Here is a 13,886-nt window from a genome sequence, read left to right on the forward strand (position 1 = left end):
GTGCCGGAGCACCGCGGTCAGCGGTGCTCTTCTTCCTTCCGGGCCTCGGCGTCGGCGATGATCTTCTGGGTCACGTCGGCCGGGGCAGGTTCGTATCCGGACAGCTCCCTCGAGTGCGCTCCCTTTCCCTGCGTGAGGGAGCGAAGCGCCGTGGAGTACCGGTACATCTCGGACTCCGGGACCTTCGCCTTCACGACCTGCCAGTGCCCATCGGCATCCATGCCCATGATCCGTCCACGCCGCTGGTTGAGGTCTCCGATGACCTCGCCCATGAATTCCTCGGGGGTCCGCACCTCGACATCCAGGATGGGCTCGAGCACGATCGGGTTCGCGGCCCGGGCGACCTTCTGGAACGCCATCGACCCCGCCACCTTGAAAGCCTGCTCGGAGCTGTCCACGGAGTGATACGAACCGTCGTAGCACTCGACGGTCACGTCCACGACGGGGTATCCGGCGAGGATGCCACGCGTGACGGCCTCCTGCACGCCCTTGTCCACCGCCGGCACGAACTTACTCGGAATGACCCCGCCGACGATCTTGTTGACGAACTCGTACCCCTCGCCCCGCGGGCGCGGAGAGAGTCGGAGCCAGCAGTCGCCGTACTGCCCACGACCTCCCGTCTGCTTCTTGTACCGGCCCTGTCCCTCGGCCTTCCGTGTGATGGTCTCCCGGTACGCGATGCGCGGCGCCTCGGTCTCCACGTGCACGCCGAACTTCCGCTCGAGCCGCTCCATGGCGACGTTGAGGTGGAGTTCGCCGAGTCCGCGTGCGATCGTCTGTCCGAGCTCGGGATCGAACGCCGCCACGAACGTGGGGTCCTCCTCGTGCACGCGGTTCAGACCGTTCGCGAGCTTGTCCTCCTCGCCCCGCGACGCCGGGAAGATGGCGATGGCGATATCGGGCTTCGGCCACCGGATGGCCGGCAGCCTCAGGTCCTTCCCCTGCGAGCAGAGCGTATCCCCGGTGTGCGTGTCCTTCAGCTTCGCGATGACGCCGATATCGCCAGCATGCAGGGTCTCCACCTCGGATCGACCCTCGCCGTCCGGAACGGCCGGGTGGGAAAGACGCTCGGTGATCGAGCGGCCGGGATTCGATACGGTCATGCCTCCGCTGACCTTCCCGGTGAACACACGGAAGTAGGTGAGCTCGCCGACCCGGGGCTCCTGGGTCGTCTTGAACACCATGGCCGTGAGCGGAGAGGAATCGGAGGGCTCGAGCTCCGAGGTGTTTCCCTGTGCGTCGAACACCTCCACGGGTCCGGCCTCGAGCGGGGAGGGCATGAGCTCGACGAGCTTGTTCATCGCCGCGCGCACCCCGCGTCCCGTGTCCCCCGAACCGCAGAAGATCGGGAACAGCTCGCCACGGCGCATCGCCGAGGACATGGCAGAGAGGACCTTTTCCCGGTCCAGCTCCTCTCCTTCGAGATAGGCCTCCAGCAGCTCGTCGTCGGTGGTGGCGATCGTCTCGATCAGCTGCTCCCGGTACCGTTCGACCGTATCCAGCAGCTCTCCCGGGATCTCCGTCTCATCGTATTCCCCCCGGTCCGAGCCTTCCCGGTAGATGTGAGCCTTGTTGGAGAACAGGTTCACGATGCCACGAAAGCCGTCCCCGGAGCCGATCGGCACCTCGACAGGTATCGCCTCGCTCGACAGGGTGTCGCGGATCTGGTGAAAGCACTTTTCGAAGCTCGCGTTCTCCCGGTCCAGCATCGAGACGAACAGCATGCGCGGCAGCGAGCGTCGGGCGCACGCGGCCCACACCCGCTCCGTGCCCACCTCGACCCCGTTCGTCGCGCTCACGACGACCAGGCCGCTGTCGGCAACCCGGACCCCCGCCTCCACTTCACCGAAGAAGTCGAGGTATCCGGGCGTGTCGATGAGGTTGATCTTGGCGCCCATCCACTCGGCGCGTCCGACGGCCAGGTTGATGGAGATACCGTGATCGTGCTCTTCGGGAGTGAAGTCGGTATGCGCGGTGCCGTTCTCGACCGAGCCGCGCCGGGTGGTGGAGCCCGCTATGAAGCACATGGCATCGACCAGCGTCGTCTTACCGCTGCCGCCATGCCCGAGGACCGCGACGTTTCTGATGTCGGAGGAACCGTACTCGGTACCCATCGTACCTCACCTCCTTTCGGGGGTCACCTCCAAAGGCCCCTACGGAGTGTGAAGGGCCAAGAAGCAGGGGGCCACATAGTAGAGAACCCCGTGTCTCGTGGAAAGGGGCCGCGGGCGCATCATTCCGTGCCCCGATATCGACGGCTCATGTCGTCCAGATAGGCCTTTTCCTCCGCCGTCAGGGACTCGATCCCCGACTCCCGGATCTTGTCCAGGATGCGGTCGACCTCGTCCAGGGCGTCCCCCTGCAGCCCCCGGTCGCGCCGCGGCCGCCTGTCCGGGCGTTCCGGCCTGCTCGAGGGTCGCCCGCGGTCTACGCTGATCTTCCTTCGGCGCGGGTCGACCCGGCGGAGCGTCGCGACGATGCGCGATCCGTATCGCAGGTAGATCCAGGCCGTGGCCGCACCGCCGAGATGGGCCCACGTCGCCACTCCGCCCCCGACCGTACCGCCCATGGCCGACCGGGTGGCCAGGAGATCCAAGCCGATCATCACGGCCACGAGGTACTTGACCTTGACCGGAAGGACGAACCATACGAGGACGCGCGCGTCCGGCCACCGGAGAGCGAAGGCCACCATGACGCCCATCAGCGCCCCCGACGCCCCGATCACCGAGACGGGACCGATCCAGCGGTAGAGCAGCACCGACGTCAGGGCCGCGCCCACCCCGCAGATGAGGTAGAACTTCAGGAACTCCCGGCCGCCCCACGCTCGCTCGAGCGGCGGGCCGAAGAAGAACAGGATCAGCATGTTGAAGAAGATGTGCCCGAACCCCGGTGCATGGAGGAACATGTAGGTGATCGGGGACCACGGGTGGCGCAGGAGGTCCGGGGTCGAGAAGCCCAGCATCTCGACGGCACCCCCGAAGGAGACCAGGCCGAGCAGGTTGATCGCGAGGAAGACCGCGACGTTGGCTGCCAGGAGACGCTTGACCCAGGGGGTCAGACCGTACCCGAACAGGCCACCGCCCCCTCCGTATCCATATCCACCGTCCCCGTAGCCTCCGGACCGACGCGCGTCGTACCTCCGGTCGGCAAACCCCATCAGCCCGCGTCCCGGCGGCCGCGCGCCCGTCGGACGGCGGACTTCGCGATTCGGTCACACAGATCCGGAAACGGGATTCCGGCCGCCGCCGCGGCCTTCGGGACCAGGCTGGTGGAGGTGAGCCCGGGCAGGCTGTTGGCCTCCAGACACCAGAACGTTCCGTCCTCCGAGAGGCGGAAGTCGACCCGGCTGTACGAGGCCTGCCGGAGGGCCCGGTACGCCTTCACCGCCAGCTCCTGGATCTGCTCCGTCTCGGTCACGGACAGGTCCGCCGGCGTCTCGTACCGGGACAGTCCCGGGGAGTACTTGCACTCGTAGTCATAGATCTCGTGGCTCGGGATGATCTCGACCGGCGGGAGGGGCTCTCCGTCCAGGACGGCCACCGTGAGCTCCCGGCCGGGAATGAACGCTTCGCACAGAGCGTCGTCATCGTACCGGAGCGCGAGATCGAGGGCTGCCGACAGCTCCTCGGCCCGGCGCACGATCGAGAGCCCGACCGTGCTCCCGCCGGAGGAGGGCTTCACCACGAGGGGAAGCTCCACGGTCGCCAGAATCTCCTCCGCCGTGGCCGATTCCGCCGCCCAGCGGGGGGTCGGCACTCCCTCGTGCTCGAACAGCTCCTTGGAGATTCTCTTATCGAAGGCCACGGCGCTCCCGAGGCACCCGCTGCCCGTGTACGGCACGCCGGCCAGGTCGAGGAGCCCCTGCACCGTTCCGTCCTCTCCGAATTCGCCATGAAGAGCGAGAAACACGACGTCCGCGCGGCGCACTGCGGGCAACTCGGCGAGCGCCGCTCCCACGGCCGAACCGCCCAGCGCCGCCAGCGCGTCCACGCTCGGCGGATCCACTCCGACCGCGCCGCCGAACATCCGCGCTTCCTCTTCTCGAGGAACCACGCCGTGCGCCGGGTCGACGGCCACGACCTCGTGGCCCTTCTCGCGCAGCGCGGCCACCACGGCGCGTCCGGTGGCGAGCGAAACGTCTCGCTCCTCGCTCGTTCCCCCGAGCACCACGGCCACCTTCATCGCGTCACTCACCCGTGGACCCCGCAGGCGCTCCGGCTCTCGCGGTCGCATCATCCACCAGGTCGCCCAGACCGTTCGCTTCCAGCCACTCGTCGTTGAACACCTTCGAAAGGTACCGTTCTCCGGTGTCACACAGGATGGCCACGACGCAGCCATCCGGGTCATCCACCTCGCGGGCCACCTCCACCGCCACGTGCACGATCAGCCCGGTGGATCCGCCCACGAACAGGCCTTCTTCGCGCGTGATCCGGCGAGCCATCTGAAAGGCCGTGCGATCGTCGACCGTCCGGAACTCGTCGATCCATTCGAACTGCAGCGTCGCAGGCAGCTTGTCGTTCCCGATTCCCTCGACCTTGTAGGCGTCTCCCTCCCCGACCGCTCCCGTTTCCGCGTAGCCCGCGAAGACCGATCCCCTCGGGTCCCCGGCAATCACCCGAACGGAGGGCTTCTGCTCCTTGAGGTACCGGGCGGCTCCGCTGATCGTGCCGCCGGTGCCGGGGGAGGCCACGAAATGGGTGATCCGACCGTCGGTCTGCTCCCAGATCTCGGGGCCGGTGGTACGGTAGTGCGCGGCCGGGTTCTCGGGGTTGTAGAACTGATCGACGAAGAACGCCCCCGGCGTCTCGTCCGCGATCCGGCGGGCCACCGTCCCGTAGTACTCCGGGTGGTCCGGCTCCACCGTCGGCGTGACGATCACTTCGGCTCCGAAGGCCCGAAGCAGCCGGATCTTCTCCTCGCTCATCTTGTCCGGAATCGTGAACACGCAGCGATAGCCCTTGACCGCCGCGGCCACCGCGAGCCCGATCCCCGTGTTCCCGGAGGTGCCCTCGACGATCGTCCCACCCGTCTCGAGCCGACCGGCCTCCTCCGCCGCCTCGATCAGGGCGACCCCGATTCGATCCTTCACGGAGCCTCCGGGGTTGAACGACTCGGCCTTCACGAACACCGGTGTGCGGGCCCCATCGACGACCCGGTTCAGGCGGATCAGGGGTGTCCAGCCGATCGTCGCGAGCACGTCGTCGTACGGTTTCGGGTGCGCCCTATGGCTCATCGGGACGGTCCTCCGGTCGCGGGTAGATGACAGGCAGTCGACCCCAGATCGGGATGGGACGACCTCCGCGGCGGGCCGGCTCCCACTCCAGTCGTCGCGAGTTGGCGATCGCTGCCGAATCGAGCGCCGGGTCGCCGCTCGACTCGAGCACGAACGCGGAATCGACGGCGCCGGTCTCCGAGATGAGGATCTTGAGCACCGTAGTCCCGCTGGCCCCATGGGACCAGGCGGTACGGGGATACTCGAAGACCTGGGCCGAGTCGATCCGCACCGGCGGCCTGAGAGGAGCGTTCTGAACCCCGAGCTTCAGCCCGCCCGCGGTCGGATTGACCGTGTCGGCGCAGGCCGCGAGCGATGCCGCAACGACGATGCCCGCCGCGCCCAGGCCGCAGCGCGACATGGAGAGCCGGACCGCACCATCGGGCCTCTTCACGAGCCGTCCTCTTCGGCCGCCAGACGACGAAGCTCCTCGAGGGCGAGGAGAGCCTGCATGGGGGTCATGCGGTCGGGGTCCAGCTCCGACAGTCGCTCCCGGACCCTCGACGGCCGAAGGTCGAACAGCGTCAGCTGTCCGCGCTCCCTGTCCCCGAGATGGCTGAGTCGCGTTCCTCCGCCGGGCCCGTCCTCCAGCTCGTGGAGAACCGTGAATGCGCGGTCGATCACCTCGCGTGGGACTCCGGCCAGTCGGGCCACGTGCACGCCGTACGACCGATCGCAGCCTCCGGGTTCGAGACGGCGCAGGAACACGATGTCTTCTCCCGTCTCCCGCACCGCCACGTTCCACGCAGTCACGCCGTCCAGCTGGTCCGCGAGCTCGACCAGCTCGTGGTAGTGGGTGGCGAAGATCGTCCGCGCCCCGACGCGGTCGTGGATGTACTCCGTCACCGCCCAGGCGATGGCCACCCCGTCGTAGGTCGAGGTGCCCCGGCCGATCTCGTCCAGCAGGATCAGGCTGCGCTCGGTGGCCCCGCTGAGGATCGCGGCCGTCTCGGTCATCTCCACCATGAAGGTGCTCTGGCCCCGGGCGAGGCTGTCGCTCGCGCCGACCCGGGTGAAGATCCGATCACACACTCCGAGCGCGGCGGAATCCGCCGGCACGAACGAACCGCTCTGGGCCATCAGCGCGATGAGGCCGACCTGGCGCAGCACGGTGGACTTGCCGGCCATGTTCGGCCCCGTGAGGATCATCGCGAACGCATCCCGATCCAGCGTCAGGTCGTTCGGGATGAAATCCTCCCGCGCGATCATCTCCTCGACGACCGGGTGGCGTCCCGCGCGAATGTCGAAGCCGAAGCCGGCATGCACCTGCGGCCTCGCATATCCGTTCCGTTCCGCCACTTCGGCGAGCGCCGCGTGCACGTCCAGCTCCGCCACGCGCTCGGCCGTGGCCTGCAGGCGCCCCGTAGCGGACAAGAGGGACTCCCGAAGCTCCGTGAACAGCCGGGCTTCGAGTGCCTCGATCCCCGTCTCGGCCTCGAGGATCCGTTCCTCGCCTTCCTTCAGCTCCGGGGTGACGTACCGTTCGGCGTTGGTCAGCGTCTGCTTACGGATATAGTGCTCGGGTACCCTGGCCAGGTTCGCACGGGTGATCTCGATGTAGTAGCCGAAGACCTTGTTGTAGCCGATCTTGAGGCTTTCGATCCCCGTCGCCTCCCGCTCGCTCTGCTGGAGCCCGGCCACCCAGGTCACCGCCCCATCCCGCAGCTCGCGAAGCTCGTCCAGCTCCTCGGAGTAGCCAGCGCGAATCACGCCTCCCGCCGAAAGGAGAGAGGGAGCCTCGGGATGGACCGCCGTCTCGATCGCCTGCCGAACATCGTCCAGCAGGTCGAATTCCTGGAGAAGGTCACGCAGGCGGACCGCCCCGGGCTCCCCGATCGCCTCCACGATGCGGGGAAGCACACGCAGCGAACGCGCGAGGGCCAGCAGCTCACGCGGGTTGATCCGACCGGTGGCGATCTTGGCCGCCAGCCGCTCGAGGTCCTGAACGTCCTTCAGCGCCTCCCGGATGGCCTGCCGGTCCCCGGCAGATGTGTGAAGCTCGTCGACCGCTTCCAGTCTCGTTTCGATCTCGGCGAGATCCACCAGGGGCGCCAGCAGACGCCGACGCAGCATCCGGCGTCCCATCGGCGTTCGAGTCCGGTCGAGCACCTGGAGAAGGGTCGACCCCCCGTCACCGCGGATCGACTCCACCACCTCGAGGTTGCGGCGCGTCATCTCGTCGAGGTGCAGGTGATGACCCGAACGCTCCACTCGAGGGACCTTGAGATGACCCGTTCCGCCGGGCCGAACTTCCTCCAGGTAGCCGAGCACCGCACCCACCGCGCTCAGCATGTGTCCGGCCTCTTCGCCGTCGAGCCCGAAGCCGGCGACGTCGCGTACGCGGTAGACTCTCTTCACGACTTCCGAGGCCACGTCCGTGGAGAATCGCCATGGTTCCCGCTCCGTCACGATCCACGGACCGCTCGACGGCTCGCCGGTGCCGGTCGCCGTGACCACCTCCGCGGGCTCCAGCCTCGTCAGCTCGTCGGCCAGCGCCGCGGGGGCGCACTCCCGGACCTCCACTTCTCCGGTCGACAGGTCGGCCGTGGCGATGGCCAGCATCGACTCGCCGGCGATCGCCGCGACGAAGTTGTTTCGCCCCGCGCTGAGCAGGGAATCCTCCAGCGTGGCCCCGGGTGTGACGATCTCCGTGACCTCCCTGCGCACGATGCCGTCCGCCTCGGATGCGTCTTCGACCTGCTCGCAGATCGCCACGCGCCGACCCTGCCGCACCAGCTTGGGGAGGTACTCATCGATCGCCTTCGCCGGCACTCCGGCCAGCGGAACGTCACCCGAGCCGCCGTTGTTGCGGGAGGTCAGGGTGATCCCGAGGAGCCGACTTCCCTCCTCGGCATCCTCGAAGAACATCTCGTAGAAGTCTCCGACCCGGAAGAACAGGATCGAGTCCGGGTGACGCGACTTGATGTCCAGGTACTGCTGGATGAGCGGAGTGTTCGTCGCAGCCCGGCTCATCGCTCCTCCGGCACCACGATGGACTCGAACCCCTCTTCGGCCAGACGGACGGCATGGCGGGCCGCTTCCTCCCGGCCCTGAAAACGTCCGGAACGGACCCGGTACAGCCCACCGGCCTCGTCCGGCGTGAGTACGCGCGCCGCCTGCCCCGACGCGACGACCCGGTTCCTCAGCTCTTCCGCCGTCTCCCGGGAGCTGAACGCCCCCAACTGCACGGAGAAGAACTCCGCCCCGCCATGATCGCCGGCAGCCCCGCGGCAATCTTCGAGAGCGGATCGGACGAGCGCCCGGCCCGATTCGTCCCCCGGACCGGAAGAAACGGAGGCGGCCCGCTCCCACGCGGCGCAAGCGCCGGCACGATCACCGGCCGCCCACCTGGCGTTGCCGGTCCACAACCAGGACTCGAACGTCAGCGGACTTCCGGGATAGTCGACCCGCATCCGCTCGAGGTTCTCCTCTGCGCGATCCGGTCTGCCCTCGGCCACGTAGAGCTGAGCGAGTCGGAGCCGGGCGGCGGCCCCGAACCGCTCATCGCCTCGCACCGCGACCCAGAGATAGTCCACGCGCGCCGAGTCCAGGTCTCTCGTGAGCCGGGCTCTCAGGAAGCGTGCCCTCTCCACGTCGGCCTCGCGTTCCGCCGCTTCGGAGGAGGCGAACCACCGATCGAGGAACTCCCGTGCCTCGTCCACTCTCCCGAGGTCTGCCGCCTGTTCGGCCGAGTCGAGGAGGGCGCCGGATTGCGCGTGAACGGGTGGCGCCGAAGCGAGCGCGGCGAGCAGCGGGACCGCCGCAGCCACACGCCACGAAGCCGGGGCGCGCCGCCGCTGCCCGGCGCTGAATCTCGCCCGGGCGCTCACGGAACCCCGGCCACTCGAGCGGTCTGGAGCCCGAGAAGCAGTTCCTCGAGCACGGCCTGGTCCCTGCCTCCCGTGGTCTTCGCGCGAGCGTCGGCCCGCCGGAGCAACCGGAGGGCGGAATCGACTTCCTCGCCGGTCCACCGGCGTGCCTGCGCGACGAAGCTGCGGACCTTGAACTTCAGGTACGGCTTGCCGACTTCGACGAGGGTCCGCTCCACGAGGCTGGCGCCCCCCTCGACCGCCAGGCCGAGGAGCAGGTGATGGTCGGTCATAGCGTTGATCAGGCCCACGGCGTTGGAATCCGGCGCCGCAAGAAGAGCCGGAAGATCCGCCAGAGCCCCGCGGTAGTCCCGGCCGCCCACCGCATCGAGCCATGCCCACCGGTTCACGGGCCGCACGTTGGGCACGAGCTCCGCGATCTGCTCTACGGTGATCGTCCCGCCGTCACCCGTGGAAGCGAGCTTCTCCAGCTCCGCCTCGAGAACCCCCAGGTCGGCCCCCACTGCCGCAGCCAGCGCCTCCGCCGCCCGTCCGTCGATCGTCAGCCCATGCTTCTCGGAGGCTCTCTCGATGAGCCACCCCGGGATCTCTGCGTCCCGGGGAGCGGTCCACTCCAGGGATACGGCCCCCTTCTTCATCTTCCGATAGAAGGCCTTTCGAGAACCCTTCGGGATGGAGGCGGTGACGACGAGGGTGAGATCGGGCGGCGTCCGCTCCAGCACTTCCTCGACGACGCCGCAGCCCGTCGGCGTCAGCCGCTCTGCGCCGAAGACGCCGACCACGCGACGCGGCGCCATCACCGGCGGCATAGCGAGAGAGGCGGCGAGGGTCTCCGGGCTGACGTCGGAGGCCCGGTACACATCCAGGTTGAAGTCGCGGGTGGCTGGTTCGACGGCCGCGTCGAGGAGAAGCCGGGCCGCGTCGTCTCGCAGTCGCTCCGCGTCCCCGTGGAAGAAGAACACGCCCTCCACCTCGCCCCGGTCCACCAGCGCGCTCAGACGGCGATCCGCTGCGAGACTCAAGAGATCCCCCGCCGCGGGCTTTCAGAGAGACACATGGGGCGGCTCAGCGGCTGAAGAGCGCGGGCTCCGACCTGAGGTAGGAAGCTTCTATGGCTACCGACGTGGGTTGTGGACGAGGCGGCCACTCGTACTCCGCGAGATATCCATCGCGATTCGATTGCTCTTCGACGAGGAGGGTACTCACGAACGGACCGCTGCGGAAGAGCGACGGAACGTCCTCGCTGCCCGGGGGCGGGTACTGCGCCGAAACCGCGGGCAACTCCATCTCGAGAGGAACCGTGGCGGCGAAGGGAAGCCAGAAGAGAGCCAGCAGCCCGACGGCCGCCACGCCCACCAGGGCTGCGCTTCCCCCGAAGCTCCGCCGGCCCTCCGTGACGCCACAATCGACGTTGTAGAGGCGGTGACGGAGTCTCGGCATGAAGTCTTCGGAGCTCTGGGCGGGCGGGATGCTGGTGAGGAGATCGAGACCGCGCTGCATGACCCGGTGGTAACGGGTGCAGCACGGGCAGGCCGCGAGGTGTGCCTCGGCCCGCTCCCGCGCTTCGACATCCAGGAGACCGTCCCGGAAGTCCGTGTAGGCTTCGATGAACTCGTCGCACGACATACTTGAACGCCCGGCTGCGTTGTGATTTCGCCCATCGACCCGATCGGGTCGATTGCCTCCAGCGTGCGATTACTACGCGCCTGAGGAAGGGTTGTTCCCGGGATTCGAAGCGGGGTTCCCGGATGCGACAGAGGCGGCCCGTGAGCCGCCTCTGTGCCGTGCGCTGGAGTTGGATGCCGAACGGCCCGCCTACTCGAGCATCGGCCCTATGATCTGGGCGAACTTGTTGCGCGCCCGGTTCAACCTCGACTTGACCGTCCCGAGGGTGACACCGGTGATCTCCGAGATTTCCTCGTACGTCTTCCCTTCCATCTCGCGCAGCACGAACACGACCCGATGATGCTCCGGCAGCTCGGTGACCGCCTTCTCGACCTGCTCCCTGAGATGGCGCTTCCGGAACAGGTCATCCGGCGAATAGGAGCTGTCCTCCCACTGCAGCGGCCGATGATCGGCCTCCCAGTGCTTCTTGATCGCCTGGAAGAGCACGAGCGGGTTCCGGGAACGGTTTCTGAGCTCGTTCTTGGCCAGGTTGCTGGCGATCGTATAGATCCACGTCGAGAACTTCTTGGTCGGATCGAACCGGTGAAGGTGCCGGTACACGCGCACGAAGGTCTCCTGGACCAGGTCCTCCGCCCGATCCCGGTCTCCGATCGTCCGATAGATGAAGTTCAGGAGACGCGTGTGGTATCGCTCGGCGAGCTCGTGGAACGCGTGCCGCCGGCCTCCGAGATACTCGGCCACCAGCGCCGCATCATCCATGTCCCTCAGGTCCGAGCGGACGACGCGCTTTTCGACGCGCGACGAAGATCTATCGAGCTCCACGGATCGGTTCGCCTTGATCATGGTGTCCTCCCGCATTCCCCGGTCTTCCGCCCGGAAGCGACCGCTGGACGGTCCCGAAAGCACCGCCGGGCCACTCCACCATCGTCTGTCGCTTCTCTATGAATCTCCCGGCGCAGTCATCACCGGGCCCTGATCTTTTCCCCTGTCCTTCTGACACCCGCCGCGACTCGATTGTTGCGGCCGGAGCCGGCGCGGGACCTCCGGGCGCATCGCGCCTTCAGTCGCGCCACAACTCCGGCGAGAGAGCCGCCATCAGCACGAGGCAGACCGTCTTCGCGTCCACGATCTCGCCCGACTCGACCATCGAGACCGCCGTGGCGAGAGCCATGCGGTGGCACTCGATGACCTCGTGCTCCTCCAGTTCCTGCAAGCCATCCCGGAGCCCGGTGGCCAGGAACAGGTAGACCCGTTCGTCCGAGAAGCCCGGCGTGGTCAGCAGCGGCATCAGCGGAATCAGCCGATCCGCCGCGACTCCCGCCTCTTCCTCCAGCTCCCGTCTCGCGCAACGCTCCGGGGACTCTCCGTCATCCAGCTTGCCTGCCGGAACCTCCCAGAGCGTGGAACCTGCCGCGTATCGGTACTGCTTCAACAATACGACGTCCGGACCGGTTCCCGAAGGACACTCATCCGCACGGTACACGGGCAACACGGCGGCCGCGCCCCGGTGCCGAACGACCTCGAGGACCGCCTCGCTGCCGTTGGGCAATCGCACGGTGTCCTCCCGAACATCGAGAACGCGGCCGCGGAACACGGAACGACTCCTCCGCAGCGCCGCGGCCCCCCGGTCCGACCCTGATTCGTTCAATCGATCACCGTGGATTCAAGCCAAAAATAACCGAAAACACCCCGAAACTCAAGGTGCCGAGCGGAGCTGAACCGTGCCCACCGACTCCAGATCCGAACGTACGACCCCGGCGTCGCCGACGACCACCACCGCAAAAGCCTCCGGATTCAACAGTCGAGATGAAACGTCTCGCACCTGCTCCGGCGTCACGGCCTCGATCGTCGCCGAAAACCGACGCCAGTAGTCGGAAGGCAGTCCGTAGACTCTCTCCTCCACGATGCGCCCCACGATCTGGGCGCTGGTCTCGAAGCGCAGCGGCAGCGATCGGGTGAGCGCTCCTGCGGCGGTCCGCATCTCCTCGGCGGAAGGCCGCGCATCGCCCATCCGCGCGGCCTCGCGGAGCATTTCGCGGACGGCCGCCGCCGTCATACTCGTCTCCACCGCCGCGCTCAGAACGATCGGTCCTCGGGCCCTCCGCAGAGAAAGGCTCGAGCGCGCTCCGTAGGTCCACCCCTTGTCTTCCCGCAGATTCAGGTTGAGACGCGAGTTGAACAGGCCGCCGAGGATCGCGTTGGCCACCCGCAATGCAGCCTCTTCCGGGTCGCCTCTCCGGAGACCGATTCCCCCGATCCGGATCTCCGACTGGCGGCTGCCGGGCCGGTCCACCAGCACGATGCGCGCCGAATCGCCACCCTCGACGTCCCCGGGCAGCACGCTTTCGCCCCCGACGCCGGACCACGATCCGAACCGGTCCGCCACCCGCTCCTCGAAGTCGTGCGGCACCCGACCGCTCGCCACCAGCGTCGCAGAACGCGGGTCGAAACGGTCGGCGTGAAAGGTCACCAGGTCCGCTCGTCCGAGACCGTCCACCGTGCTCCGTCGGCCGCGTGGCAGGCGACCGTACGGATGGTCGCCGAACAGCACCTCCGCGAGCAGGTCGGTCGAAACGTCCGACGGTTCGTCCCTCGCCCGTCGAATCGCGTCGAGGCGCTCGGCCCGGCAGCGGTCCACCTCGGATTCCGGGAAGTCGGGGGCCAGGACGGCGGCAGCCAGGACATCCAGCGCCGGTTCGAGCGTCTCCGTCAGGGCGTGAAGACGGAAGACCATCGAGTCATACCCGACCGATACCGTGAGCTGCGCCCCGAGCCGATCGATCCACTCGGCCATCTCCCGCGAGTCGCGTCCGCCGGCGCCCTCGGGGATCACCTTCGCCACCAACGACGCGAGACCGGCGCGATCCACCCCGACCGATGCGGACCCCGCGGGCAGTGCCAGGGCCAGCATGACTCCGGGCAGGGTGTCCCGACGCACGTACGTGAGGTCCACTCCGTTCGGGAGATCCCCGCGGACCCGGGCGTGCTCGGGCAGAGGGGAGGCAGCCGCGGGCCGGGGCGGTCGCGATCGATCGAAGGTCACCGGTGATCTCCCGGAGCCGGCGCGGGCACGCCTTCCCCGCCTGCCGGAAGCACGTCGACTCCCGTGCGGCGCTCCCGCGTGAGCACGCGGCCGGCGAGATCCGCGACGGCTCGGA

Annotated in this window: 12 protein-coding genes; all 12 read right to left on the reverse strand. The window is 68.0% G+C overall.

What is annotated here, in order from left to right; translation table 11 throughout:
- Positions 1 to 17: 17 nt before the first annotated feature.
- Positions 18 to 2,114 carry an elongation factor G gene (gene fusA / locus AC36XV_RS10615; RefSeq protein ID WP_492203656.1) on the reverse strand — a complete coding sequence of 699 codons (2,097 nt, stop codon included), beginning with the start codon at positions 2,112 to 2,114 and terminating at the stop codon, positions 18 to 20.
- Positions 2,115 to 2,233: 119 nt separating this feature from the next.
- Positions 2,234 to 3,157 carry a rhomboid family intramembrane serine protease gene (locus AC36XV_RS10620; protein WP_492203657.1) on the reverse strand — a complete coding sequence of 308 codons (924 nt, stop codon included), beginning with the start codon at positions 3,155 to 3,157 and terminating at the stop codon, positions 2,234 to 2,236.
- Complete coding sequence (locus tag AC36XV_RS10625; protein ID WP_492203667.1) at positions 3,157 to 4,182, reverse strand: D-alanine--D-alanine ligase family protein; 1,026 nt, start codon at positions 4,180 to 4,182, stop codon at positions 3,157 to 3,159. The genes AC36XV_RS10620 and AC36XV_RS10625 overlap by 1 nt, the downstream gene beginning before the upstream one ends.
- A 4-nt stretch (positions 4,183 to 4,186) precedes the next feature.
- Positions 4,187 to 5,233 carry a PLP-dependent cysteine synthase family protein gene (locus tag AC36XV_RS10630; protein WP_492203658.1) on the reverse strand — a complete coding sequence of 349 codons (1,047 nt, stop codon included), beginning with the start codon at positions 5,231 to 5,233 and terminating at the stop codon, positions 4,187 to 4,189.
- Positions 5,223 to 5,666 carry an energy transducer TonB gene (locus tag AC36XV_RS10635; RefSeq protein ID WP_492203659.1) on the reverse strand — a complete coding sequence of 148 codons (444 nt, stop codon included), beginning with the start codon at positions 5,664 to 5,666 and terminating at the stop codon, positions 5,223 to 5,225. The genes AC36XV_RS10630 and AC36XV_RS10635 overlap by 11 nt, the downstream gene beginning before the upstream one ends.
- On the reverse strand, positions 5,663 to 8,245 hold the full coding sequence (mutS, locus tag AC36XV_RS10640; protein WP_492203660.1) for a DNA mismatch repair protein MutS: 2,583 nt from the start codon (positions 8,243 to 8,245) through the stop codon (positions 5,663 to 5,665). The genes AC36XV_RS10635 and mutS overlap by 4 nt, the downstream gene beginning before the upstream one ends.
- Positions 8,242 to 9,102: an SPOR domain-containing protein gene (locus tag AC36XV_RS10645; protein ID WP_492203661.1), complete on the reverse strand. Its 861-nt coding sequence runs from the start codon at positions 9,100 to 9,102 to the stop codon at positions 8,242 to 8,244. The genes mutS and AC36XV_RS10645 overlap by 4 nt, the downstream gene beginning before the upstream one ends.
- Entirely contained in the window at positions 9,099 to 10,124 is a 1,026-nt protein-coding gene (gene holA, locus AC36XV_RS10650) for a DNA polymerase III subunit delta (RefSeq protein WP_492203662.1), read from the reverse strand. Before holA ends, AC36XV_RS10645 begins: the two co-directional genes overlap by 4 nt.
- Positions 10,125 to 10,167: 43 nt before the next feature.
- Positions 10,168 to 10,728, reverse strand: coding sequence for an anti-sigma factor family protein (locus tag AC36XV_RS10655; protein ID WP_492203663.1), 561 nt, complete (start codon positions 10,726 to 10,728; stop codon positions 10,168 to 10,170).
- A gap of 189 nt (positions 10,729 to 10,917) precedes the next feature.
- The gene (locus AC36XV_RS10660; RefSeq protein WP_492203664.1) at positions 10,918 to 11,571 is read right to left on the reverse strand and encodes a sigma-70 family RNA polymerase sigma factor; all 654 of its coding nucleotides are present in this window, start codon (positions 11,569 to 11,571) and stop codon (positions 10,918 to 10,920) included.
- A 217-nt stretch (positions 11,572 to 11,788) separates the two neighbouring features.
- Positions 11,789 to 12,322, reverse strand: a complete 534-nt coding sequence (locus AC36XV_RS10665) for an NUDIX hydrolase (protein ID WP_492203665.1) — start codon at positions 12,320 to 12,322, stop codon at positions 11,789 to 11,791.
- Between the two features lie 102 nt (positions 12,323 to 12,424).
- Entirely contained in the window at positions 12,425 to 13,771 is a 1,347-nt protein-coding gene (locus AC36XV_RS10670) for a M16 family metallopeptidase (RefSeq protein ID WP_492203666.1), read from the reverse strand.
- Positions 13,772 to 13,886 lie beyond the last annotated feature (115 nt).

This window comes from Candidatus Benthicola sp., assembly GCF_058719085.1.